The sequence below is a fragment of the Sporolactobacillus sp. BBK16-2 genome, from assembly GCF_059878335.1.
In genome coordinates this window covers 2893799-2917875 of record NZ_CM187611.1, presented here as the reverse complement: position 1 = coordinate 2917875, position 24077 = coordinate 2893799, and the positions used below count along the sequence as shown (strand labels likewise).

The following is a 24077-nucleotide window of genomic DNA, read 5'->3' as shown; positions in this document are numbered from 1 at the left end:
GGAAAAACAAATGAGTCAGCTTTTATATGAAGGAAAAGCGAAAAAAATGTTCACGACGGATGATCCGAACGTATTGCGAGTGGTGTACAAGAACGACGCAACTGCATTTAACGGTCAGAAAAAAGCGCAGTTTGAAGGAAAAGGCCGCTTGAACAACGCGATCTGCACCAAGATCTTTAAAATGCTACAGGGAAAAGGTGTTCCAACGCATTATATCGAAACGATTTCCGAAACTGAGCAATTAGTCAAAGCGGTGAGCATTGTTCCGATCGAAGTTGTTGTTCGAAACGTTGTTGCAGGCAGTCTGTCAAAACGTCTCGGTGTTGATGAAGGTGAAACGCTCGGACGCACAATCGTTGAATTCTACTATAAAAGTGACGAACTTGGCGATCCGATGATCAACAGCGATCACGCTTTGGCAATGGACATCGCAACAAAAGAAGAACTCGCGGAAATCCGCCGCCTTGCACTCAGCATTAACGAATCATTGCAGGCATTCTTCGCTGAAGCAGGCATCTTGCTTGTCGATTTTAAAATCGAGTTTGGCAAACTGAAAGAAACAGGTGCCATTGTGCTTGCCGATGAAATCTCGCCGGACAGCTGCCGTCTATGGGATAAAGAGACTCATGAAAAGCTTGATAAAGATGTTTTCCGCCGCAATATCGCTGATCTCCCCGAAACCTATGAAAAACTTTTGAAACGCTTGGAGGATGTCAAATGAAAAAGGTGAAGGTGTTCATTACATTGAAAGAAAGTGTGCTTGATCCTCAAGGTCAGGCGGTCATGCAGTCGCTGCACAATATGGACTATAAAGCCGTTAAAGATGTGCGCATCGGCAAATACATTGAACTCCAGATGGAAGACTCAGCAGATGTCGCGGAGCAGGTCGATACGATTTGCGACCAGTTGCTCGCAAATACGGTTATTGAAAATTATCGCTATGAAGTCGAGGAGGAGGTTCATTCGTGAAAACCGCGGTCATTGTTTTTCCCGGCTCCAACTGCGACCAAGATATGTATTACGCGATTAAAGATGGACTGGATGAAGAAGTAGACTATGTGTGGCATGCGGAAACCTCGCTGGACGGCTATGACGCGATCATGATTCCCGGCGGTTTTTCCTATGGCGACTATCTGAGATCAGGCGCAATCGCACGTTTCGCCGGGATTATGCCGGCAGTCATCAAGGCTGCCAAAGAAGGCAAACCGGTACTGGGTGTGTGCAACGGCTTCCAGATTCTGCTCGAAGCAGGACTGCTGCCCGGAGCAATGCTGAAGAACAAGCATCTCAAATTCATTTGTGAAACCGTTAATCTTCAGGTTAAAAATAACGATACACAATTTACAAAGCTTTACAATCAGGATGAAGTGATTCGCATTCCGATCGCACACGGCGAAGGCAATTATTTCTGCGACGACGAGACGCTCAAGGAACTGCAGGAGAATAACCGGATTGTCTTCACCTATTCAGGAGAAAATCCAAACGGATCAAGAGCTGATATCGCCGGCATTATTAATGAGGCCGGCAATGTGCTCGGCATGATGCCGCACCCGGAACGCGCCGCCGATGCACTGCTCGGCAGCGATGACGGTCTTCGTCTGTTCCAGTCGATCCTAAACCATTGGAGGGAATCTACTCATGCCGCTTACACATCTTGAACCATCACCGGAGCAGATTGAACAGGAAAAAGTATACCGCACAATGGGGCTCACGGAAGAAGAGTACCAAAAGGTGAAGAATTTGCTCGGACGCAAGCCAAACTATACGGAAACCGGGCTGTTCTCGGTGATGTGGTCGGAACACTGCAGCTACAAGACATCAAAGCCGGTGCTGAAGTATTTCCCAACAACCGGCGAACATGTCCTCCAGGGTCCTGGCGAAGGTGCCGGTATTGTTGACATTGGTGACGGTCAGGCAGTTGTGTTCAAAATCGAAAGCCATAACCATCCTTCGGCCATCGAGCCGTACCAAGGTGCCGCAACCGGTGTCGGCGGAATTATCCGCGATGTGTTCTCAATGGGCGCACGTCCCGTGGCACTGCTTGACTCACTTCGTTTTGGCGATTTGGACAGTTCTCGTGTCCGCTATCTTTTTGAAGAAGTGGTCAGCGGAATTGCCGGATACGGTAACTGCATCGGCATTCCAACGGTTGGCGGCGAACTTCAATTTGATCCGTGCTACAACGGAAATCCGCTTGTGAATGCGATGTGCGTCGGCATCATGGATCATGCCGACATTCAGGTCGGTCAGGCGCGCGGCATTGGCAACACGGTTATGTACGTTGGCGCAAGCACAGGCCGCGATGGTATTAACGGCGCGACCTTCGCTTCCGAAGAAATCTCTGAAAAATCGGATGAGAAGCGTTCGGCAGTACAGGTTGGCGATCCGTTCATGGAAAAATTGCTCGTTGAAGCATGTCTTGAATTAACGAAGCATGATGCGCTTGTCGGTATTCAAGATATGGGTGCGGCCGGGCTTGTTTCCTCCGCAAGTGAAATGGCAGCTAAGGCCGGCGTCGGCATTCATATGAATCTCGATCTGATTCCGCAGCGTGAAACGGAAATGACGCCATATGAAATGATGCTCTCCGAATCACAAGAACGCATGCTGATCGTTATTAAGAAGGGCAGCGAGGAAGAAATCAAAGCGATTTTCGCCCGTTGGGGTCTTCACGCGGTAGCGGTTGGCGAAGTTATTGAAGAAGAAGTGCTTCGCCTCGAGCATAAAGGCAAGATTGTGGCCGATGTTCCATCGGATTCTTTAGCGTCTGCACCGGTTCGCCATATGCCGTCCAAGGTTCCTGCAGTTTATCTTGCAAATCAAGCGGCTCCGGCGTGGAAGCCTGAAATCAATAATTACGCGAAAACAATTAAAAAACTGCTCGGTCAGCCAACTCTAGCTTCAAAAGAATGGGTGACTCGTCAGTATGACTATATGGTACAAACGAACACGGTTGTTGCACCGGGCTCTGATGCAGCAGTTGTCCGTGTGCGCGGAACGAAAAAAGGCCTCGCCATGACAACGGATTGCAATGCCAAGTATTTGGCACTTGATCCTAACGAAGGCGGAAAAATTGCTGTTGCTGAAGCAGCGCGAAATATTGTCTGCTCCGGCGGCGTGCCGCTCGCGATCACTGACTGCTTGAACTTCGGCAGTCCGGAAAATCCGGAAGTGTTCTGGGAAATCGATGAATCCGTCAAAGGAATGGCAAAGGCATGTGACGTCCTGAAGACTCCGGTTATCAGCGGCAACGTCTCCCTCTACAATGAAACCGATCGCGGTGCCATTGATCCGACTCCGGTTGTCGGCATGGTCGGCCTCGTTGAAGATCTTGATCATGTCATGACTGCTTCCTTTAAGAACGAAGGCGACGCAGTCTATGTTATCGGCGCGGCAAAACCTGAATTCGGCGGCAGTGCATTGCAGATCCTTATGGACGGCGAAGTGAGCGGTAAGGCTCCGGCACTTGATCTTGAACTGGAAAAGGGCCGTCAGGGTAAAGTTCTTGAGGCAATTAAGTCAGGCTTTCTCGCTTCGGCTCACGATATTTCCGAAGGCGGTCTAGCTGTTGCCGTTGCTGAGTCGGTATTTGGCACGGAGCTCGGCTGCGATCTTAAATTTGATACCGATCCTGCAGTAGAACTTTTCTCAGAAACTCAGTCACGTTATCTGATTACTGTACCTGAAGCAACCAAGAAGGATTTTGAAGCATTAGTAGGCGACGCTGTTTTTGTCGGCAATGTGACACGCAGCGAAACCGTAAACCTAGCCTTTGCATCGTCAACCGTCACTCTGAATCGGAATGAACTCGAGAACGAATGGAGAGGGGCACTGTCATGCATTATGTCGGCAAAGAACTGAATGAAGAATGTGCGGTTTTTGGAATCTGGGGTCACGAAAACGCGGCAAAGCTGACCTATTACGGTCTTCACAGCATGCAGCACCGCGGACAGGAAGGCGCCGGTATTGCGGTTTCCGACGGAAAACATATTTATGATCACAAAGGACTCGGCCTCGTCAATGATGTATTTGACCATGATAAGCTCGATGCTTTGAGCAAGGGGTATGCAGCCATTGGTCATGTTCGTTATTCGACACAAGGCGGTAACAGCTATGCCAATGTGCAGCCGCTCGTTTTCCGCTCACAAAAAGACTCGCTCTCGATCGCGCATAACGGTAATTTGGTGAATGCCCATAAATTAAAAGGAGAGCTTGAAGAACGCGGCAGCATTTTTCAAACGACATCCGATACGGAAGTTATCGCTCACTTGATTAAACGCGACTATGCCGATAATTTTATCGAAAGCGTCAAGCACGCATTATCGGTAATCAAAGGCGCTTATGCGCTTGCAATGCTGACTGAACACCAATTGATCGCGGCTTTGGATCCAAATGGACTGCGCCCGCTTTCACTTGGTAAATTGGGTGACGCATGGGTGGTTGCTTCGGAAACCTGCGCGTTTGATCTGATCGGCGCGACTTATGTCCGAGATGTCAATCCGGGTGAAATCATTGTTATTGACAATGAAGGTCTGCACTCAGACTTCTTTACCAACCGGACCGAGCCTGCGATCTGCAGCATGGAATACATCTATTTCTCTCGTCCCGACAGCAATATTCAGGGCATCAATGTGCATGCGGCAAGAAAAAATCTTGGCCGTATGCTCGCCCAAGAAGCGCCGGTTGAAGCAGACGTTGTCACCGGTGTTCCGGATTCCAGTATTTCGGCGGCGATCGGCTATGCCGAAGCAACCGGAATTCCGTACGAACTCGGCATGATCAAGAACCGTTATGTCGGTCGAACCTTTATCCAGCCGTCACAGGAATTACGTGAACAAGGAGTGAAAATGAAGCTTTCTCCGGTTCGCGCAATTATCGAAGGCAAGCGTGTGGTCATGGTCGATGATTCGATTGTGCGTGGCACAACAAGCCGCCGCATCGTCGGCATGCTGCGTGACGCAGGCGCGACCGAGGTTCATGTTCGGATCAGTTCGCCGCCGATCACCCATCCATGTTTTTATGGGATCGACACATCAACGTCTTCCGAATTGATCGCGTCTACGCATTCAGTAGAAGATATTCGTGAATTAATCGGTGCTGACTCGCTCGTTTACTTAAGTCCTGAGGGATTGAAGAAAGCGATCGGGCGCGACCCGGCAATGAAGAACTGCGGACAGTGTATGGCTTGCTTCACGGGCAAGTACCCGACGGAAATTTATCCGGATACGGTTCTGCCGCATGAAAAAGAACTGCTTGTCTGAGGAGGACCATCATGGCGAACGCATATAAAAAAGCCGGCGTAAACATCGAAGCCGGCTATGAAACAGTCGGACGAATCAAGAAGCATGTGCAGCGAACGTTCCGCCCGGAAGTGATCGGCGGATTAGGCGGTTTCGGCGGTGCAATTGATCTGTCCCAAATGAACATTAAAGAACCGGTCTTGGTTTCGGGAACAGACGGAGTTGGTACCAAGCTGATGATCGCTTTTGCGACGGAGCGCCATGACACGATCGGCATCGATGCCGTTGCAATGTGTGTCAACGACATTGTCACGCAAGGCGCCGAACCGATCTATTTTCTCGATTATCTGGCCTGCTCCTCACTCAAGCCGGAAAAAGCGGAAGCGATTGTCAAAGGAATTGCTGACGGCTGTGCCGATGCAGGCTGTGCATTAATCGGCGGTGAGACCGCTGAAATGCCGGGCATGTATCAAGAAAATGACTATGATATTGCCGGTTTTTCGGTCGGCGTTGTGGAAAAATCAAAACGGATTACCGGTGAGAATGTAAAGGTCGGCGATCTCTTAATCGGGCTCGCATCAAGCGGCATACACAGCAATGGATTTTCACTTGTCCGCAAGCTTGTAGCAGACGCCGGTTTAACCTACAGCGATGCCTATGCGCCTGAACCGGGAAAAACCGTTGGCGAGGTTTTGCTCACGCCAACGAAAATCTACGTTAAACCTGTACTTGATTTGCTTAAAAAGGTTGATGTTCATGGAATTGCACATATTACAGGCGGCGGATTCTATGAAAATGTGCCGCGCATGTTCCCAGAAGGCTTAACGGCGGAAATGGACGTCTCTGCTTGGAAACGTCCTGCTGTGTTTGATTGGCTGAAAGAGTTAGGCAGTCTGCAGCTCGATGACATGTTTCATACCTTTAACATGGGTATCGGCATGGTACTGGCGGTTGCTCCTGAAAATGCAGACCAAGCTTTGGATGCGTTGAAGGCATTTGGCGAAGCACCGGTTGTTGTTGGAAAAGTTGTCGAAGGTCATGAATTGACGCTGGTGAATTGTGATGAAGCATAAGATCGCTGTTTTTGCCTCAGGACACGGTACGAATTTTGTCGCAATCAACAAAGCGATTCAAGAGGGACAGATTTCTGCAACCATCGAACTGCTTGTTTGCGATCAGCCGGGAGCAGCCGTTATCGAGCGCGCGAAGCGGGCGGGTGTCGATACGTTGGTCGTTTCAAGGAAAGACTACCCGTCCAAAGCGGCATTTGAACAAGTCATTGCCGACGCGTGCAAAGAACATGACGTCGCGTATATTTTTCTTGCAGGGTACATGCGAATTCTCGGCAAGGTCATGCTTGCTGCGTATCCGCATCGGATTATTAACATTCATCCATCATTACTTCCTTCTTTTACCGGATTGGATGCGATTGGTCAAGCCTTTGAGAAAGGCGTAAAGATCACAGGCATTACGATTCATTATGTGGACGAGGGCATGGATACCGGACCGATCATCGCCCAAGCAGCTGTTCCAGTGGAAGATGACGACACAGTTGAGACACTGGAAGCACGCATCCATGAAACAGAGCACAACGTGTATCCGGCAACCATCGCGAAGCTGCTCAGCAAGTGATCGAATGATTCATCCCGAGTTAAAGCTAACTGATCGAAAGTAAAAGCTAACACCGGAATAGTTAAAGCTAATCCGATGAGTAAGCAGCACTATATATATAGCATCACATCACAAACAGACATATTGCGGATTGAAAATAGAAAGGATGTATCGAAGTGGCAAAACGAGCATTAGTCAGTGTTTCTGATAAGACAGGGCTTATTGATTTTGTGAAAAAATTGGTAGACGCCGGAATTGAGATTATCTCAACCGGGGGCACGAAAAAAGCGATCGAAAATGCGGGTATTCCCGTTATGTCGATCAGCGAAATCACTGATTTTCCGGAAATTCTTGACGGACGTGTGAAGACGCTGCATCCGGCCGTTCATGGCGGTCTGCTTGCTGTTCGCGGTAAAAAGGAACATATGGATGCGATCAAAGAGCTGGGTATTCAACCGATTGATTTTGTTGTCGTTAACCTATATCCGTTCAAAGAAACCATTTCAAAACCGGATGTTGCTTATGATGACGCGGTTGAGAACATTGATATTGGCGGTCCGAGCATGCTTCGCTCAGCTGCGAAGAATCATCGCAGCGTTACTGTTGTCTGCGATCCCGGTGACTACGATCTTGTTGCGGAAAGTCTCGACGAGAATGCCGATGTTCCTTTTGAACTCAAACAAAAGCTTGCGGCAAAGGTATTCCGCCACACCGCGGCCTATGACGCATTGATTGCCGACTACTTCACCAAGCAGGTCGGCGAAGAATTCCCGGAAAAACTGACCCTGACCTATGAAAAGAAACAGCCGCTTCGTTATGGCGAAAATCCGCATCAAAAGGCTGCATTCTACAGTGATCCAATCGAAGACGAATCGACGATCGCCGCAGCAAAACAGATGCACGGCAAAGAACTCTCTTATAACAACATCCGCGATGCAGATGCTGCACTTGGTATTGTAAAGGAATTCAGACAACCGGCTGCGGTTGCTGTTAAACATATGAATCCATGTGGCATCGGCATTGGTGAATCCGTTAACGAAGCCTATGCCAAAGCCTATGAGACAGATCCTGTATCTATTTTCGGCGGCATCATCGCATTGAACCGGGAAGTGGATGCTGCTCTTGCCACAGAGCTCCACAAGATCTTCCTTGAAATTGTCATCGCTCCTTCATACTCTGAAGAAGCTCTGGCAATTCTCGAAAAGAAGAAGAATCTTCGTTTGCTGCAAGTCGCGATGAGCGATGAACCGCAAGGCTTCGCTCAATATACATCTGTTCGCGGCGGTATGCTCGTTCAAGATTTGGACACGAAGGGCTATGCCGACATTGAAGAAAATCTGAAGGTGGTCACCGACCGCAAGCCGACAGAAGCAGAAATGGAAAGCTTGAAATTTGCTTGGACGATCGTCAAACATGTGAAATCAAACGCAATCGCACTCGTTAATGATGGACTGATGGTCGGCATGGGCGGCGGTCAGACAAACCGTGTCGGTGCAGCGAAAATTGCACTTGAAGAAGCCGGCGATAAGACAAAGGGTGCTGTGCTTTCTTCCGATGCATTCTTCCCAATGGGCGATACGGTTGAAGCAGCAGCCAAAGCAGGTATTACTGCAATTATTCAGCCGGGCGGCTCCATCCGTGATAAGGAATCAATCGAAATGGCAAACAAATACAACATTGCCATGGTACTCACCGGCATGCGCCACTTCAAACATTAAGTTTATTCGCTTATTGAAAGGGGTACGATCATGAACGTGTTGATTGTCGGCGGCGGCGGCCGCGAACATGCGATGGCTTGGAAGGTATCGCAAAGCAAGCTGGTAGAAAAAGTTTACGCTGCGCCTGGCAGCGACGGCATGGCTGCCGTTGCGGAATGTGTTCCGATTGATGCGATGGATTTTGAAGCACTGGCGACCTTTGCTAAAGATCACGATGTTGCACTGACGCTTGTCGGTCCGGAACAACCGCTTGTCGGCGGAATTGTCGATGTTTTCGCTGCGAATGGGCTGAAGGCTTTTGGACCATCGAAAGCGGCAGCACAGATCGAGGGCAGTAAATCGTTTGCCAAGGCGTTGATGGCAAAGTACAAGATCCCAACCTCACATTATCAGACCTTTACGGACTACCAAGAAGCCTGTAATTATCTTCAGAAGGTCGGCGCACCGATTGTTCTTAAAGCCGATGGCCTTGCTGCCGGAAAAGGTGTCATCGTCGCCATGACCATGGCAGAAGCCGAAAACGGTCTGAAAGAGATCATGAAGGATAAAAAATTCGCCGATGCGGGATCTCGTGTGGTCATTGAAGAGTACCTTGAAGGTGAAGAATTTTCATTAATGGCTTTGGTGAACGGTGAAAAAGTCGTTCCTCTGGCCATTGCTCAGGATCATAAGCGGGCCTATGAAGGCGACAAAGGCCCGAATACTGGCGGAATGGGCGCCTACTCACCGGTTCCACAGATTGCACAATCAATTGTAGACGGAGCTGTGAAAACCATTTTGCAGCCGACTGCTGACGGCATGGTGTCTGAAGGCTTCACGTTTACAGGTGTGCTTTATGCCGGATTAATCCTGACTGCTGCCGGTCCGAAAGTGATCGAATTCAACTGCCGATTCGGTGATCCGGAGACACAGGTTGTGCTGCCTCGAATGGAATCCGATTTCGTTCAAACCGTACTCGACGTACTGGACGGCAAACAGCCTGATCTTGCATGGAGCGAAAAAACAGCGGTCGGCGTCGTGCTCGCCTCCGAAGGATACCCAGGCAACTATGAGAAGAATTTGAAGCTTGGAAATCTGGACGCACTTCCGGAAGATGCCCTGCTTTTCCACGCCGGAACGAAAAAATCCGGTGCGGACTGGCTGACCAATGGCGGTCGCGTACTACTCGTTACAAGACTTGGCAACGATTTGCGCTCGGCCCGTGACGCAGTCAACAAGGATCTCGAACGTATTCAAACGGATGCCGTATTCTTCCGCAAGGATATCGGGCATCACGCATTGGAAGCTTCAAAATAACCGATAAGTGATAAAAGCTGTCTTTGCCTGAAGGGTGAAGACAGCTTTTTTACACAAATAAGAAAGTATAAAGATTTAGAGGAATTTAGTGTAAGTGCAACTAAGTCTTCGCCTTCGTCAGAGGCTTGGCGAAGCCAAGTTTTCTAACAAGTAAAGAAAGTATAAGATTTTACCCCATATTTAAACGAATAAACCAGTGTCTTGACCGAGAATCAAAGCGGAGGTGCGAGACGCCTGCGGTCGTGCTCTGTTGATGCGAGCAACCGAAGCGAGGATTCAACACTGTAAAGACACAAACCAATCACACATGGCTGGAGATTAAAGACCGGGCGCTTTTTGCCCGGTTTTTCTTATATACTCATGTTGAAAATGTTGAGATTGTTGATTTTTCGAATGTCAATTGGTTATAATTAAGTCAAGGAGGCTGAAGAGATGATGAGAACAATAGACTACGAACAAATTGAAATGTGGGACAGCGTTCAGACGTTGTCAAAAATTAATCGAGAACAGGCAAAAGTTGTGCTCAAAGCCACTATTGAACGATCTTTTCGTCAAGTTGGTATTGTTCTTCCTAAATTATCCGGCCGATCACTGAGATTACCAGAACAAAATGAATTAAACCAGTTGAAACAGCTTGAAAAAAAGTTAAACAATGCTGCTGAGCAACAGAAAATTAACGATGATTTATTAGCTGAATATATAGACGGATTGATCCAATTGACAGCGAATAACCAGCCACAGTTCAGAAAAGCAGTCACTGTTTCATTATTGAAACAAAGAAGAATAAAACGCAGAATCAATCGAACAGCACCTATGCAAGCAATTATGATCTCGTCATTAAAAGGAGAAACAAAACCATTTTATACGCCTAAAGAGGTCGGAAAAAAACTGGGATTGAGCGATCAAACGATTCGCCGACTCTGTGAAAAGGGAAAATTTTCAGCGGCATATCAAACGGAAGGTGGACATTGGCGAATTCCTCGCGATGCGTTTATTACGACAAGCAAACAGGATGAGCAGGCAGAGACAGTTCTGCATGAGATCGACGAAAAAAATCGCCGAGGTGGAGATATAGATGAATTTAATTTATGATGCAAAAGTTCCTCCAAAAGTTTTTATAGACACGACAGTACTGTGTGGCGCAATTCGAGTCGATGGAATTAACCGTAGAATTCTTAAGGCTGCACGTTATCCAAATTTTTTTATTCCAGTTTTTTCAAGGGTCTGTCTCTTTGAATTCATGAAGCATGCTTTAGAAGGATTAGGAAAAGGAATAAACAGAGTTACCTATACACCTGCAGAAATTAACGAATTCCTGCAGATTTTTTTAAATCCAATTTTTGAGTACTATACCAAGCTGCCTGTCAATAGTGTAGTCGGTCGTTATAGTGCTGAAACAATAATGAGAGAGAATAGACCGATTGGACAAGTCCTCGTGGAATTAAGCCGATGTTCCGAAGTAGAGGCAAGAAAAATTGCTGAATCCCAAGAGATGAGCAAACCGCTATCAGCATTTGACCAAAATGATTTTCATGTTTGGGTCACAGCCATTTGTGAAAATTGCCAATACATAGAGTAACAACCAATCACCAACGCTTTCCCGAACAAATCGGCACGATCAAACGGATTCATCCTAGTGACTTCTACGAACAACTAAGTAATCCCTAATGCTTTAAAAAGAATCATCCCCTATCTGATTCAGATTAACATATCGTTGATTAAGCGGTATAACCCATTGGAACAACTTGGTGTGATGGAACTTTATTAAACAGTGCAGTAAATCGGCCCAAAATCAGTCTTAGGACAAGATTGCTTGTACAAAAATTTATGAGAAAGTTGCGGGACTCTTTCAAAGTATCGTTCAAAACTATGCGTTCTATAATACAAATAAGCGGACAGACTTTGTAGGCTTAGTAACTTTGCTCAGAAAAAACGCAATTGACTTCTATGCGGAAAAAGATGATATTGGCTTCTTCATGGTTAAAATCTCAGATCAACAGAACAAAATGAGCATTGATGAAATCAGTAAATGGATCGAGAACCACTCTAGACGATCAACGAAGTATTAAAACCATGACAAGAAAAAAATCAAGATAAAGGTGCGTAGTAACGTTTATTTACTTTTGGTGGATTCGTTATGATTTTTGATTCTTTCGTTACAAGTCCGGACTTCCGCAAACCTTACGGATTATTTCGCAGTATTCGTCTATTACGTAGTAATTACGCACTGCGCAGTATGCAGTGAAGTTAATGAGAAAAGTGGTGAAATACAAAAGTTAAAGCTAATCCGTGAAAAGTGAAAGCTAATGATGGAAAACTTAAAGCCAATCCTCCAAAAGTTAAAGCGAAATTATGAAATTCACAAAATGTATGAGACAATCGCGTTACTCTGCTTCATTCGGTCTAACTTTCACCAGGTTCGGTCTAACTTTTATCGGGTTCGGACTAACCTTTCACGGGTTTGGTCTAATTTTTATCGGATTCGGCCTAACTTTTTGGGCGTTCGGTCTAACTCCTTCTCTTCGGTTGAAATTTCCAGAAATTCGGTTCATCTTTTCGTTCGTTAGGTTGAACTTTAGCTGATTTAAATCAGCCCTTGCTGCACATCTTCCGTCAACCGCGAAGCATCATGATTGCTACATTAAGTGAAAGTTACTCAGATTCACAAACGTACTGTTTCAAATGTTCTTTTCATTGATGCTTAGGTTCCTGTAAATGATGTCCTCACGTTTATTAAAGCCGATCTTTTGCCAAAAGTTATTCCCTGTTTCGTTTGTTGCGAAAACAACAAGGGCGACTTTATTAATATCTTCTTCGCGCAAGGCATTAATGATGGCATCAACCAATTGTTTGCCAACCCCGCGACGACGGTAGTTGCTGTCTACTGCTGTATGATAGATGTAGCCTCTGCGGCCATCGTTTCCACACAGAATGACACCGATAATCTTATGATTTTCTTCAGCGATAAAATTTGTAGTAGGATTCCTTTTCAAAAACTTTTCGATGCCTTTAACGGAATCATCGAGGCTGCGCATGCCCATTCCATTGGTATTCGTCCAGAGTCGGTGTACTTCTGCATAATCCTCTATTTCCATTAAGCGTATTTTCATTTCACATGCTCCTCAACTAGTTCTCCTTAAATCATAATCTAAATAATTATCTTTCTGCTTGAATCCGTAACTTTTATAAAGCAGTTTCCCCATCGCTGACGCAGTAATTGTCACTTTTCCGCAGTGTCTCTGTCGTGCTTCGTCAATCACATGATTCAGTAGTTTTGTCGCGATTCCTTTTCTTCGATAGGCGCTTAAGGTGTGCATGCAAGACAGTGTACCGACATAGCCGGATGGATTTTCATAGTAGGGCGGCCTTCGGCTGAAGGACATACCGCTGGTTGCGATGATCTTATCGTCAACAAGAGCGATCCAAGAGACGAAACTTCCGTCCTCAAGACTGGTCTCAAAATAATTGGTTAACGATTTCGTCAGATCGGTTGTCGGTATTGCGCCTTCCTCAAGCAGTTGCAGTTTTCTCATGTCAACGAATTCCGGAATGTCTTCTTTGGTTAGTTCTCGAAACGCAATGGTCATTAATGTCTCCTCAATTGGAGTTCAGATTATAAAGTAATCCTAGTTTAAGTCGTATAAGTTAAATGTTCAATCATGATATTATTTAATTTGATTTAGTTCAAATAGTCGAAAAAATATTGATTCACCTATTTGCAAGGTGTAAAATATACGTCACCCATACAGAAAAAAAGGATATATCAGAAGGCAAAAGGAGAGGATTGAAGTGAATGAAACAGTTAGAAAAGTAGGTATTGTCGGGATCGGCAATGTCGGAAAAGCGGCGGCTTCAGCCATTGTTCATGAAAATGTGGCGGATGAACTGTATATTTCCGACATTGATTCCGAACGTGCGAAGGGTGAAGCATGGGATTTTGAGGACAGCATTGAGCTGACACCGTCACGCACGCGCGTTATTGAGGTCCCGCTTGAAGGGTTGGCCGTGTGCGATGTAATTCTTGTCGCCGTAACGGAGAGGTCTCAAATTCCTCAAGGCTCACGCTTGGAACTGCTCAAAGGCACGGCAGCGATCACCTATGATATCGTGCCGAAGCTGCGCGAAGCAGGATTTAAAGGAAAATATGTGATTGCAACCAATCCTTGCGACATTATCACGTATCTGTTCTACAAGCTGTCAGGACTTCCGAAAAACCATGTGATCGGTACGGGTACCGCACTGGACAGCATGCGTCTGCGCCGTCAATTATCTCGTGTGATCGGTGATGTCGATCCGCGCAGTATCAGTGCTTTTATGGTCGGCGAACATGGAGACTCTCAAATTGCCGCATGGTCGCAGGTTACAGTCGGCGGCCAGCCGCTTGATCAATACGAAGAAGATAATTTTGATGAATTCGGCAAAATCGACCGCGATCAAGTGGAAGATACAGCCAGACATTTTGGCTGGGAAATTCATAAACGCAAGGGCAATACGCAATTTGGAATCGGCAACGAGCTGGCATTCTTTGCGAAATCAATCCTCAACAACGCACGTTGTGTCACGGCTGCATCCGTCATTCAGAACGATGAATATGGTCAGCATGACCTTGCGATTGGTGTTCCAATCATTCTAGGAAAAAACGGTGTTGAAAAGATCATTAAATACCGCTTGAACAAAAAAGAACAAGAAGGCTTCAATGCATCGGCTGAACTGATCAAGAGTTATATCAAGCAGACTCTTGAAGAACATGAAGAACCGGCTGCAAACTAAACATAGATAGAGAAAAGCCTTCCGCTCGGAGTCATCAGTGTCTCCGCGGGAGGCTTTTTTGGTTTGAAATCAGCGAAGTGCTCGATAAACGCAAGGCAGCCACTTCACAGGTGCACGCGATCAAAGAATTCATCATAGCTGTCGATATAAAAATCGGCACCGCTGACATGATTTTGAAACAAGCAGGTTTTCTTGCCCAATTTTTTTGCCGGGATGATGTCGAGCGTGCGATCGCCGATGGCAAGATCAAAACCATGGCGTTCATCCAGATAAATATAAGATGCCGGATCCGGCTTTTTAGGAAAGCCGTTATCGCTGGTTACCATATCTGTAAAGTAGCCTTCCAGACCGAATTGACGCAGTACGCGGACAAGATCCTCACGATTATTATGCGTCATAATTACATTTTTGTCCGCTGCGGCAAGCACCTTTTCCACAGAAGGGAACGGCTTGAAACCGTCTGACGGATAGCGGCGGATGAGCTGATGAAAAGTGCTGATCTGCTCAGGTGTCATGCGGAAATATGCATATGCCGTTGAAAATGAGATTTTTATTTGAGCGAAAATATCTTTTTCGTCACGATCTGAATTCAGTACTTGTTTAAAAAGCTTCGTGTATACCGGGTACGTATCACAGATCGTCCCATCGAAATCCCACAGAATGTTCACAATGCCCACGTCCTCGCTAAGTATAATCAACAAACATCTCTAGGCTAACATAATAGCAATGAAAACGTAAACATAAATAACACTATTTATAAAAAACGTTTTTTATTGGATTATATTTGAATTTCATACGGTGAAGGATGAAAACATTTGCTGGTAGGAGTAAAATATTTGTAGGCAGAAAAATAGCCTTGATTTCCAGTTTATGGCAATCGCCGTTAACTGGAAATCAAGGACACCAAGCGGTAGCGCGGTAGGGAGTAGAAGCGATTTCTATGGAAAAGAGGGTGACTCCTTGGTAGAATCAAAGTTGACAACAACGATTCGGAAGGAGCACCCTCATGAAACAGAATACCACAGCGTACATGAATTTAAAACAACTGGAACAACTTATCTGGCGACAGGTACAGGAAACCTTTGCTCAAGTGATGAAAAAACTCTTGGAGGAAATGGATCAACAGATTGCCGACGAACGGGATAAAAAACAGTACCGGTTTGTGAGTAGACGTCGGCTTCAAATCACCAGCCTTTTCGGTGAACTCACGGTCGAACGCGCGTACTATCGCGACCGAACCAAGAATGAATATGTCTATCTCTTGGATCGATATTTGCTTCGACTTTATCACTGACCGTATTTGAGGTAAGATGTTATAAGTAATGGTTTTGCGAGTTTGAAAGGAACGTACTGTGTTTATTAAAAAAAGAAAAGGTACCTGTATCCGTGTCGTTTAATCAGCACGATAGGGTGATTGTGCATACAGAAAACGTGATGAAGTTACGGATTTAACCGACGAGAAAGGAATGGACAAGGTTGCAAATTGATAAATTAAGAGGCAAAGCTCTTGACCAGCTGTTTGACGCCATCTTGACATTAAAAGATCGCGAGGAATGCTATCGTTTTTTTGACGATCTGTGCACCATGGGCGAAATTCAATCATTATCGCAGCGGCTTCAAGTGGCGAGAATGCTGATGGAGGGGCAGACCTATCATCAGATTGAAGAAGAGACCGGTGCCAGCACGGCGACTATTTCCCGTGTGAAACGATGCATCAATTTTGGTACAGATGGTTATAAGATGACGCTTGATCGACTTGGATAAGAAATCCAAGTTTTCTAATGTGAAGAAACGATGCATTGAGGCGGCGATGTTCTGGGAAGATGATCTATTCAGAATACGCCGACTTTGCATTTTGTGCGTCTTTTTATAGAGCAGATATGGATTCTATTTTTTAGGAAGTGATCATAATGGAACGACTTTCACAGGAATTATTGGAAGGACTTAATCCGGAACAATTAAAAGCAGTGAAGCACCATGAGGGACCGCTGTTGATCATGGCGGGAGCGGGAAGCGGAAAGACGCGTGTACTGACGCATCGTATGGCCTATTTGATGATCGAACGAGATATCGCGCCATGGAATATTTTGGCGATCACGTTTACCAATAAAGCTGCCAAGGAAATGAAGGAGCGGCTGGCAAAATTGGCAGGACCGCTTGTTGAGGACACTTGGGTGTCAACCTTTCATTCGATGTGCGTGCGGATTCTGCGCCGAGACATCGACCGCATGGGTCTCAGTCGCAACTTTACCATTCTGGACAGCACCGATCAGCTGTCGGTCGTGAAGCAGATTCTCAAAGAAAAGAATCTGGATCCGAAGAAATTCACACCGCGCAGTGTATTAGGTGCAATCAGCTCCGCTAAAAATGAATTAAAAACAGCCGCTGATTTTGCGAAAACAGCGCAGGGCCCCTTTGAAGAGGTTGCGCGCGATGTCTATAAAGATTATGAGAAAAAACTGCTGCAGAATCAGTCGCTCGACTTTGACGACTTGATTATGACAACGGTGCATCTGTTCCAGCGCGTCCCTGAAGTGTTGGAATTTTACCAAAAGAAATTCCAATATATTCATGTCGATGAATATCAGGATACGAACAGGTCGCAGTACTTGCTTGTTCACATGCTTGCCGACCGATTTAAAAATTTATGTGTCGTCGGCGACTCCGATCAATCGATCTACGGATGGCGCGGCGCAGACATTCACAACATCCTCTCCTTCGAGGAAGACTATCCGAACGCACAAGTGATCAAGCTGGAGCAGAACTATCGATCAACGAAGAAGATTCTCGATGCGGCAAACCATGTCATTCAGAACAACCACGATCGCAAGCCGAAGAATCTGTGGACGGAAAATGCGGACGGTAAGGAAATTGCCTATTACCGAGCACCAACCGAACGCGAGGAAGGCTATTATGTCGCGGGGAAGATGCGCGAACTGTTCAAGGACGGCTTCAAGTATTCGGATTTTGCCGTACTGTACCGAACGAACGCTCAGTCCCGTGTCATTGAAGAAACGCTTGTCAAATCGAATATCCCGTACCGAATGGTCGGCAGTATCAAATTCTACGATCGTAAGGAAATCAAGGATGTGCTCGCTTATCTGCGTCTGATCGCTAATCCAGAAGATGAGATCAGCCTGGCACGCGTGATCAATGAACCAAAACGGGGCATCGGTGCATCCTCTATGGATAAACTGGCCGATTACGCGATTGCGGCGGATCTCTCACTCATGCAGGCGATTGGTGATGTCGAGCAAACAGGGATTGCCGCACGTACGGCAGGCAAGATGAAGGCCTTCGCTGAGATGATTCTTAATTGGTCCAAAATGCAGGAATTTCTGTCTGTGACCGAGCTTGTCGAAGAGGTACTGGATAAATCCGGTTACCGCGACGCACTCAAGGCTGAGCGAACGATTGAAGCGCAGAGCCGCCTTGAAAACTTGGAAGAATTTCTGTCTGTGACGAAAGAATTTGAAAGCGGGAATGATGATAAATCACTGATCAATTTTCTGACCGAACTTGCGCTTGACGCTGATATTGACGACCAGGACGACCAGGCACCTCAAGACGCGGTGACGCTGATGACGCTCCACTCCGCCAAGGGTCTGGAATTTCCTGTTGTTTTCCTCGTCGGCATGGAAGAGGGGATTTTTCCGCATCTGCGCGCTTTGGATGATGGCGACGAAATGGAAGAGGAACGCCGGCTTGCCTATGTCGGCATCACCCGCGCCAAACAGCAGCTTTTTCTGACCAGTGCACAGGTGCGCATGTTGTTCGGCAAAACGATTGCCAATCCCGCATCGCGTTTTATTAAAGAAATTCCGCAAGAATTAATCACAAGGGAAGATTCGGAAGAGGAACAAATCTCCGGCCGATTCTCAACGAAATCCGGCTCAGGATCGCCTTTTGAAAAACGAGTTGCTTCGACATACACGAAGCCTAAGCCTGTTCTGCAGAAGAATCATAATAATGAAGAATGGCGCTCAGGCGATAAAGTGACGCATAAAAAATGGGGTCAAGGTACGATTGTTGCCACTCGAGGAACGGGTGACAGCGTCGAACTGGATATTGTATTCCCAAGCCCAGTCGGCTTGAAACGGCTTCTTGGAGCATTTGCTCCGATTGAGAAAGTGTGACCGGGTCATAATAGAGGATGTTCAAAAAGTCCGGGAAAAATTGCTGTCGAATCTCTGTGTCAGCTTGTTTCTACGCTCCTCACGTATTACAGGTGATCTTCGACTAATTACACTCACGTCCTGTGAGTAACGTCGAAGTCACTACATCCTGTAGAAGTACGTTCCGGTGCTCGAAACTGCGCTTTCTTGATCTTCGACGCTCAGGATGAGCTAGTGTCAGGCATGCCACAGGACGAGGCATTCTGCCTGGCCTCGGCCCTTTTTGTCCTCCTTTTTGAACTGACTAGAGTAGAAAGAGACTGTGCATTCATTAAATGGAACAATGATTTACTAACGGCTTAAAGGAGTAACGAATCATGGAAGAGCGACTGCCGCAACATATTATTGATTTGCACCGACAACTGAATCAATACAGCTATGAATATTATGTGGAAGACAAACCAAGTGTGCCGGACAGCGAATACGATCGGCTGATGAACGAGCTACTTGCATTGGAGCAGCAGCATCCTGAGTGGATCACGTCGGATTCGCCGACACAGCGTGTTGGCGGCGAACCGCTCAAAGCGTTCACCAAGGTGACGCATGATCTTCCTATGCTTAGTCTCGGCGATGTGTTCAGCGAAGAGGAACTGCTGGATTTTGACCGCCGCGTCAGGCAGGCAGTCGGCGATGACGTGACCTATGTCTGTGAATTGAAAATCGATGGATTGGCAATCTCGCTCACGTATGAAAAAGGAAAATTCGTGCTGGGCGCGACACGCGGAAATGGAACGATCGGAGAGGACATTACCCACAACTTGAAGACCGTCCGTTCCTTACCGCTCGTTCTCCCGGAACCCATTGATATCGAAGTGCGTGGCGAGGCTTACATGCCGAAGAAATCCTTTGAAAAGCTTAATGAGGAACGCAAAAGAAATGAAGAACCGCTTTTTGCCAATCCGCGTAACGCTGCGGCGGGATCACTCAGACAGCTCGATCCGAAAATATCGGCGAAGCGAAGGCTCTCGGTTTTTCTATATAGTGCCGGCCGGTTTGATCGCGATAAGATCAAAACACACTATGGTCTGCTTGAAGCCATCAAAGCGCTTGGTCTCCCCGTCAATCCGGAATCGCGACGCTGCCGGACGATGCAAGAGGTTTTTGATTATATAAAAGAATATACCGAAAAAAGAGACTCGCTGCCTTATGGCATTGACGGCATTGTCGTCAAGGTTGACGATATGGCACAGCAGCAGCAGCTGGGCAACACAGTCAAGTCGCCGCGTTGGATGATAGCCTATAAATTTCCCGCGGAAGAAGTCGTATCCACACTGGAAGCGATCGAGGTGAGTGTCGGCCGTACCGGAGCCGTCACACCGACAGCCGTGCTTACCCCGGTATCTGTTGCCGGAACAACGGTCAAAAGAGCCTCCCTTCATAACGAAGACTTAATTCGAGAGAAGGATTTGCGGATCGGTGATCGTGTCGTCATCCGAAAAGCAGGCGACATTATTCCTGAAGTCGTGAACGTACTCACAGAACAAAGGACAGGCAAAGAATTGCCTTATGCGATGCCGACGCACTGCCCGGAATGCGGCAGCGAGCTCGTGCGGCTTGAAGAAGAGGTTGCACTGCGCTGCATCAATCCAAAATGCCCGGCGCTGATTCGAGAAGGATTGATTCATTTTGTCTCCCGAGGCGCCATGAACATTGACGGTTTAGGCGAAAAGGTGATTACCCAGCTTTTTGAAAAGAAGCTGATTGCTGATGTTGCCGATCTTTATAAATTGAATCGCGACGACTTGATTTCCATGGAACGCATGGGCGAGAAATCAACCGACAATCTGTTGAACGCCATTGAACGGTCAAAAGAAAATTCGCTTGAACATCTGCTCTTCGGGCTCGGTATCCGCTATATCGGATCCAAGGCAGCGAAGCTTTTGGCTCAAGCATTTAAGGACATGGATCACTTGGCATCCGCAGATATGGATGCGTTGGTGGCCGTCGATGAAATCGGTGAGAAAATGGCAGACTCATTGATCACCTATTTTTCAAAACCTGAGGTAAGTGCGCTGATTAATGAATTGAAAAGTGCCGGTGTGAACATGGCCTATCTCGGACCGGATCCGGAGGTTGCCGCTCAATCGGATTCGCCGTTTAACGGGAAAACAGTGGTACTGACCGGTAAATTGACGTTGATGACACGAAATGAAGCGAAAGAAGAGATCGAGCGGCGCGGCGGTAAAGTAACCGGCAGTGTCAGTGCCAGCACCGATCTCGTCGTTGCCGGAGAGGCAGCAGGATCAAAACTTAAAAAAGCGCAGGAGCTGCAGATCGAAGTCTGGGATGAAGCGCGCTTTGCGGAAACGCTCAAGGAATAGGGGATGCTCCAAATGAAATGGAAAAAAACGGCGGCGGTTTGTTCCGTCATGCTCGCCTTGCAACTAGTGCTTTCCGGATGCTGGTTTAACAATTCGGACAACAGTACGGTTAAGAACAGCAGCGGCAAGACAGAGAATGCGAGCTTGATTCCGAGTACGAATGATTCGGATTATCAAATGCTGCGCCCGAAATCCGGCAGCACAACGCGCGGCTATATTCAATACGGACCGAAAAACCGAGTGGATATGGATCAATTGGAAACCGGTTTGATGGATTTGTCCAAAGATGTATTCAGTCCCAATGATTATGTATTCCAAATGGGACAGTATATGAAAAATACGGATATTAACAGCATACTTTACAGAAACGGATCGGAACCGCAGCGTGCTGCGAATAAAAGTCTTTCAAAAGATCAGCAGAAGACGGTTGTTCCCGGCATTAATCCAGCACTTGGAAAAGGAAAAAATATTGTTGAACAGTCGAAAAACAGTCCGAAGTATATCAATTACGTTCTTGAACAGGACTATATGAAGAAAAACAGCAAGGGACAATACAAGATTGCCGGCATGTCCGTTGCTGTCTCACTGAATTCGGTTTATGCGGATAATATCAATTATAATGGCAAGATCTATCCGATCTCTGAAAAATTGAATCGTGCGAAAGTCGTAGCATGGGCCAAGGCGCATGCCCAGCAAATCGTTCAGCGGATACGAAACATTGGAAAGGACAATAAGGATTCAAATGATAATACCTATGAAGATCTGCAGAATATTCCGATCTTCTTAACCTTATACACTACTGCGGAGCCGCAGTCCTATGTTCCGGGCGATTTTGTTGCAAAGACGGAAATTTCCGCCGGATCCAGTTCCATTGGCAAATGGACGAGTATTGACGAGCATCATGTTCTGTTTCCTTCCGACAACGCTACGAACAGCTATAAAGGTGATCTGGATAAATTTAATCAAATCAAGAACGATGTGCAGAAATACTATCCGAACTATGTGGGAGTCATCGGCAAAGCATTCTATCGGAATAAGGACCTAAGTGATTTGACTTTAACGATTAACTTTAATAAATTCGTCGATGAGTCGGAAATGATCGGCTTTACGAACTACGTGACATCGCTTGTGGATAAACGCTTTCCGTTTGAGCGAAGTATTCCGATTCACATTTATATTACAACAGGCGATATACCTGAGGCACTCATTGAGCGAACGGAATCTATGGATCAACCCTATGTTCATATTTTTCAGCATTAAATCAGTCATGAAGTGAAACTGCTTAGCGGCGGTTTCATTTTTTTGTTTTCAGGAAATTTGCTCCTTTAATAAATTTAAAATAATATGGAAAATATCATAAATACAATGTATATTAATTAATATAAAGATAAAAATTAAAATAATAAAGGAGATGAGCCGTTGGACAAGCTTGATTTAAAGATGCTGCGCATATTGATGACGCAGGGGCGTGCGACATGGTCTGATCTGGCCGGTGAAATTGATATGTCGTCTCCGGCAGTAGCGGAACGTGTTCGCCGATTGGAGGAAAAAGGGGTTATCAAGGCGTATGGGGCGATGATTGATCCGGAGCTTGTAGGCAATACATGCACAGCTTTTGTCGCAGTCACGCTTGAAAAGACTGAGCAGCGCGCAGCATTTCTCGAGTTGATCCATGAGCTCGTTGAAGTGCAAGAATGCCATCATATTGCGGGGGATTACGATTATTTGCTCAAGGTGCGTGCCAAGGATACTAAGGATTTGGATCGCGTCATCAGCAGTGAATTGAAAAAGCTTCCGGGCGTAAAAACACGAACCACGATTGTCATGAATTCGCTAAAAGAAACGGCACAGCTCCCGATTCATGCTGACCGCTTTTCGTAAGTTAATTATGGATTTCTTCTTTTTGTTGAAAGGATTCCTTTTGGGCCTCGCAATCGCGGCTCCGGTCGGTCCGATCGGGATACTCTGCATCCGCAGAACCCTTGTTTTTGGCCGGCTTCATGGTCTATTGTCCGGCATTGGCGCAGCGAGTGCAGATGCCATTTATGGTGCCATCGCCGCCTTTGGACTGACGATTGCAGCTCACTTTTTGCTTGATCAGCAGATTTGGCTGCATGTGATCGGAGGTGTTTTTCTCTGCTTTCTCGGCGCGAAGACGTGGCGGTCAAAGGTATCCGACAAATCGGCGAGCCCTGCAGGCAGCAGGCAGCTCTTCAGTGCCTACACAACCACATTTGCTCTGACACTGACCAATCCGATGACCATTCTCTCGTTTGTCAGCATTTTTGCGGGTATTGGACTTGCTTCCGGCGAGGTACAATCATCACTTTTTCTGGTTATTGGTGTTTTTAGCGGTTCTGCTGCCTGGTGGCTGCTCCTCTGCGTATGTGTCGGTCATTTTCGGGAAAAGATGGACAGAAAGATGCTGATCTGGGTGAATCGTTTCTCTGCCGGCATCACTCTTGGTTTTGGAATCATTTCATTATGGCAGGCCATAGGTGATTTGCCTTAGGTAAACTTTTGCCAAATCGCATCGTTTCAGCGCTGCGGTTATTGCATAGTGTCAATGGTATTTGATATGATTAAGGCATTGTTGGAATTTGCCAAGAGGTGGCAAATAAAGCCGATTGGCGGAGGTGAAAAAGATGAGCAGGATCAACGAAGAACAGGTAAAATACGTGGCCAATTTGGCGCGTCTGTCTTTTACTGATCAGGAAATTAAGACATTCACAACGCAGTTGGATGATATCATTGGTTTCGCCGAACAGCTGAATGAGCTGGATACGCAAGGCGTCGAGCCGACGACCCATGTGCTGGATATGTACAACGTGATGCGCGAGGATGTTGTTGAAGCGTCACTGCCGCGTGAGGAAGCACTCAAGAACGCACCGGTTCAGGAAGACGGACAAGTTAAAGTGCCGCTGATTATGGAAGCGGATTGATGGA

24 protein-coding genes are annotated in these 24077 nt (G+C 46.6%); 21 read left to right on the top strand and 3 right to left on the bottom strand.

The features are described from left to right. Window positions 1–10: 10 nt before the first annotated feature. The 12 genes from purC (at window position 11) to AC6F33_RS14390 (ending at window position 11934) form a co-directional block, all read left to right on the top strand. A complete protein-coding gene (gene purC, locus AC6F33_RS14445) occupies window positions 11–721 on the top strand; it encodes a phosphoribosylaminoimidazolesuccinocarboxamide synthase (protein ID WP_255749071.1) in 711 nt (236 codons plus the stop codon). Next, entirely contained in the window at window positions 718–969 is a 252-nt protein-coding gene (gene purS / locus AC6F33_RS14440; RefSeq protein WP_255749070.1) for a phosphoribosylformylglycinamidine synthase subunit PurS, read from the top strand. The genes purC and purS overlap by 4 nt, the downstream gene beginning before the upstream one ends. Then, window positions 966–1658 carry a phosphoribosylformylglycinamidine synthase subunit PurQ gene (gene purQ, locus AC6F33_RS14435; protein WP_255749069.1) on the top strand — a complete coding sequence of 231 codons (693 nt, stop codon included), beginning with the start codon at window positions 966–968 and terminating at the stop codon, window positions 1656–1658. Before purS ends, purQ begins: the two co-directional genes overlap by 4 nt. Continuing rightward, the gene (gene purL / locus AC6F33_RS14430) at window positions 1639–3861 is read left to right on the top strand and encodes a phosphoribosylformylglycinamidine synthase subunit PurL (protein ID WP_500777342.1); all 2223 of its coding nucleotides are present in this window, start codon (window positions 1639–1641) and stop codon (window positions 3859–3861) included. Before purQ ends, purL begins: the two co-directional genes overlap by 20 nt. Further along, entirely contained in the window at window positions 3837–5261 is a 1425-nt protein-coding gene (gene purF / locus AC6F33_RS14425; RefSeq protein WP_255749067.1) for an amidophosphoribosyltransferase, read from the top strand. Before purL ends, purF begins: the two co-directional genes overlap by 25 nt. 11 nt (window positions 5262–5272) lie before the next feature. After that, entirely contained in the window at window positions 5273–6313 is a 1041-nt protein-coding gene (purM, locus tag AC6F33_RS14420) for a phosphoribosylformylglycinamidine cyclo-ligase (protein WP_500777341.1), read from the top strand. Further along, a complete protein-coding gene (gene purN, locus AC6F33_RS14415) occupies window positions 6303–6872 on the top strand; it encodes a phosphoribosylglycinamide formyltransferase (RefSeq protein WP_500777340.1) in 570 nt (189 codons plus the stop codon). The genes purM and purN overlap by 11 nt, the downstream gene beginning before the upstream one ends. 155 nt (window positions 6873–7027) lie before the next feature. After that, window positions 7028–8569, top strand: coding sequence for a bifunctional phosphoribosylaminoimidazolecarboxamide formyltransferase/IMP cyclohydrolase (gene purH, locus AC6F33_RS14410; RefSeq protein WP_500777339.1), 1542 nt, complete (start codon window positions 7028–7030; stop codon window positions 8567–8569). Between the two features lie 30 nt (window positions 8570–8599). Then, window positions 8600–9865 (top strand): phosphoribosylamine--glycine ligase, encoded by a 1266-nt coding sequence (purD, locus tag AC6F33_RS14405; protein WP_500777338.1) that lies wholly within the window; start codon window positions 8600–8602, stop codon window positions 9863–9865. Between the two features lie 432 nt (window positions 9866–10297). Next, complete coding sequence (locus AC6F33_RS14400) at window positions 10298–10957, top strand: helix-turn-helix domain-containing protein (protein WP_255749782.1); 660 nt, start codon at window positions 10298–10300, stop codon at window positions 10955–10957. After that, complete coding sequence (locus tag AC6F33_RS14395; protein WP_500777337.1) at window positions 10941–11444, top strand: PIN domain-containing protein; 504 nt, start codon at window positions 10941–10943, stop codon at window positions 11442–11444. The genes AC6F33_RS14400 and AC6F33_RS14395 overlap by 17 nt, the downstream gene beginning before the upstream one ends. A 229-nt stretch (window positions 11445–11673) precedes the next feature. Next, window positions 11674–11934, top strand: a complete 261-nt coding sequence (locus AC6F33_RS14390; RefSeq protein ID WP_370646169.1) for a type II toxin-antitoxin system death-on-curing family toxin — start codon at window positions 11674–11676, stop codon at window positions 11932–11934. A 609-nt stretch (window positions 11935–12543) separates the two neighbouring features. Here the strand turns inward: AC6F33_RS14390 and AC6F33_RS14385 are convergent. Together AC6F33_RS14385 and AC6F33_RS14380 are read right to left on the bottom strand one after the other, a co-directional pair. Beyond that, on the bottom strand, window positions 12544–12975 hold the full coding sequence (locus tag AC6F33_RS14385) for a GNAT family N-acetyltransferase (RefSeq protein ID WP_255749482.1): 432 nt from the start codon (window positions 12973–12975) through the stop codon (window positions 12544–12546). A gap of 12 nt (window positions 12976–12987) precedes the next feature. Next, the gene (locus AC6F33_RS14380) at window positions 12988–13452 is read right to left on the bottom strand and encodes a GNAT family N-acetyltransferase (RefSeq protein ID WP_255749480.1); all 465 of its coding nucleotides are present in this window, start codon (window positions 13450–13452) and stop codon (window positions 12988–12990) included. Window positions 13453–13654: 202 nt separating this feature from the next. On the opposite strand from AC6F33_RS14380, the gene AC6F33_RS14375 reads away from it, so the two are divergent. Beyond that, window positions 13655–14635, top strand: coding sequence for an L-lactate dehydrogenase (locus AC6F33_RS14375; protein WP_255749478.1), 981 nt, complete (start codon window positions 13655–13657; stop codon window positions 14633–14635). 104 nt (window positions 14636–14739) lie between these two features. Here AC6F33_RS14375 and AC6F33_RS14370 read toward each other — a convergent pair whose 3' ends face one another. Further along, window positions 14740–15303: an HAD-IA family hydrolase gene (locus tag AC6F33_RS14370; RefSeq protein ID WP_255749476.1), complete on the bottom strand. Its 564-nt coding sequence runs from the start codon at window positions 15301–15303 to the stop codon at window positions 14740–14742. Between the two features lie 338 nt (window positions 15304–15641). Between AC6F33_RS14370 and AC6F33_RS14365 the strand changes: the two genes are divergently transcribed. From AC6F33_RS14365 to gatC, 8 genes are all read left to right on the top strand, one after another. Continuing rightward, window positions 15642–15929, top strand: coding sequence for a UPF0236 family transposase-like protein (locus AC6F33_RS14365; protein ID WP_500777336.1), 288 nt, complete (start codon window positions 15642–15644; stop codon window positions 15927–15929). A 182-nt stretch (window positions 15930–16111) separates the two neighbouring features. Continuing rightward, window positions 16112–16399 carry a YerC/YecD family TrpR-related protein gene (locus tag AC6F33_RS14360; RefSeq protein ID WP_255749474.1) on the top strand — a complete coding sequence of 96 codons (288 nt, stop codon included), beginning with the start codon at window positions 16112–16114 and terminating at the stop codon, window positions 16397–16399. 146 nt (window positions 16400–16545) lie between these two features. Beyond that, on the top strand, window positions 16546–18771 hold the full coding sequence (gene pcrA / locus AC6F33_RS14355) for a DNA helicase PcrA (protein ID WP_255749473.1): 2226 nt from the start codon (window positions 16546–16548) through the stop codon (window positions 18769–18771). A 356-nt stretch (window positions 18772–19127) separates the two neighbouring features. Continuing rightward, window positions 19128–21131, top strand: coding sequence for an NAD-dependent DNA ligase LigA (gene ligA / locus AC6F33_RS14350; protein WP_480948702.1), 2004 nt, complete (start codon window positions 19128–19130; stop codon window positions 21129–21131). Between the two features lie 12 nt (window positions 21132–21143). Beyond that, complete coding sequence (locus AC6F33_RS14345) at window positions 21144–22391, top strand: CamS family sex pheromone protein (RefSeq protein ID WP_255749471.1); 1248 nt, start codon at window positions 21144–21146, stop codon at window positions 22389–22391. A gap of 159 nt (window positions 22392–22550) precedes the next feature. Then, window positions 22551–23012, top strand: a complete 462-nt coding sequence (locus AC6F33_RS14340; protein ID WP_255749469.1) for an Lrp/AsnC family transcriptional regulator — start codon at window positions 22551–22553, stop codon at window positions 23010–23012. 40 nt (window positions 23013–23052) lie between these two features. Then, entirely contained in the window at window positions 23053–23643 is a 591-nt protein-coding gene (locus AC6F33_RS14335) for a LysE family translocator (RefSeq protein ID WP_500777335.1), read from the top strand. A 133-nt stretch (window positions 23644–23776) separates the two neighbouring features. Next, window positions 23777–24073, top strand: a complete 297-nt coding sequence (gatC, locus tag AC6F33_RS14330; protein ID WP_500777334.1) for an Asp-tRNA(Asn)/Glu-tRNA(Gln) amidotransferase subunit GatC — start codon at window positions 23777–23779, stop codon at window positions 24071–24073. The last annotated feature ends 4 nt before the right edge of the window (window positions 24074–24077 follow it).

What these genes read in the sequence shown, in the direction of transcription:
- purC (WP_255749071.1), top strand. Translation starts at nt 11, where the DNA reads ATGAGTCAGCTTTTATATGAAGGAAAAGCGAAAAAAATGTTCACGACG.
- purS (WP_255749070.1), top strand. Translation starts at nt 718, where the DNA reads ATGAAAAAGGTGAAGGTGTTCATTACATTGAAAGAAAGTGTGCTTGAT.
- purL (WP_500777342.1), top strand. Translation starts at nt 1,639, where the DNA reads ATGCCGCTTACACATCTTGAACCATCACCGGAGCAGATTGAACAGGAA.
- purF (WP_255749067.1), top strand. Translation starts at nt 3,837, where the DNA reads ATGCATTATGTCGGCAAAGAACTGAATGAAGAATGTGCGGTTTTTGGA.
- purM (WP_500777341.1), top strand. Translation starts at nt 5,273, where the DNA reads ATGGCGAACGCATATAAAAAAGCCGGCGTAAACATCGAAGCCGGCTAT.
- purN (WP_500777340.1), top strand. Translation starts at nt 6,303, where the DNA reads ATGAAGCATAAGATCGCTGTTTTTGCCTCAGGACACGGTACGAATTTT.
- purD (WP_500777338.1), top strand. Translation starts at nt 8,600, where the DNA reads ATGAACGTGTTGATTGTCGGCGGCGGCGGCCGCGAACATGCGATGGCT.
- AC6F33_RS14400 (WP_255749782.1), top strand. Translation starts at nt 10,298, where the DNA reads ATGATGAGAACAATAGACTACGAACAAATTGAAATGTGGGACAGCGTT.
- AC6F33_RS14395 (WP_500777337.1), top strand. Translation starts at nt 10,941, where the DNA reads ATGAATTTAATTTATGATGCAAAAGTTCCTCCAAAAGTTTTTATAGAC.
- AC6F33_RS14385 (WP_255749482.1), bottom strand. Translation starts at nt 12,975, where the DNA reads ATGAAAATACGCTTAATGGAAATAGAGGATTATGCAGAAGTACACCGA.
- AC6F33_RS14380 (WP_255749480.1), bottom strand. Translation starts at nt 13,452, where the DNA reads ATGACCATTGCGTTTCGAGAACTAACCAAAGAAGACATTCCGGAATTC.
- AC6F33_RS14365 (WP_500777336.1), top strand. Translation starts at nt 15,642, where the DNA reads ATGAAACAGAATACCACAGCGTACATGAATTTAAAACAACTGGAACAA.
- pcrA (WP_255749473.1), top strand. Translation starts at nt 16,546, where the DNA reads ATGGAACGACTTTCACAGGAATTATTGGAAGGACTTAATCCGGAACAA.
- ligA (WP_480948702.1), top strand. Translation starts at nt 19,128, where the DNA reads ATGGAAGAGCGACTGCCGCAACATATTATTGATTTGCACCGACAACTG.
- AC6F33_RS14345 (WP_255749471.1), top strand. Translation starts at nt 21,144, where the DNA reads ATGAAATGGAAAAAAACGGCGGCGGTTTGTTCCGTCATGCTCGCCTTG.
- gatC (WP_500777334.1), top strand. Translation starts at nt 23,777, where the DNA reads ATGAGCAGGATCAACGAAGAACAGGTAAAATACGTGGCCAATTTGGCG.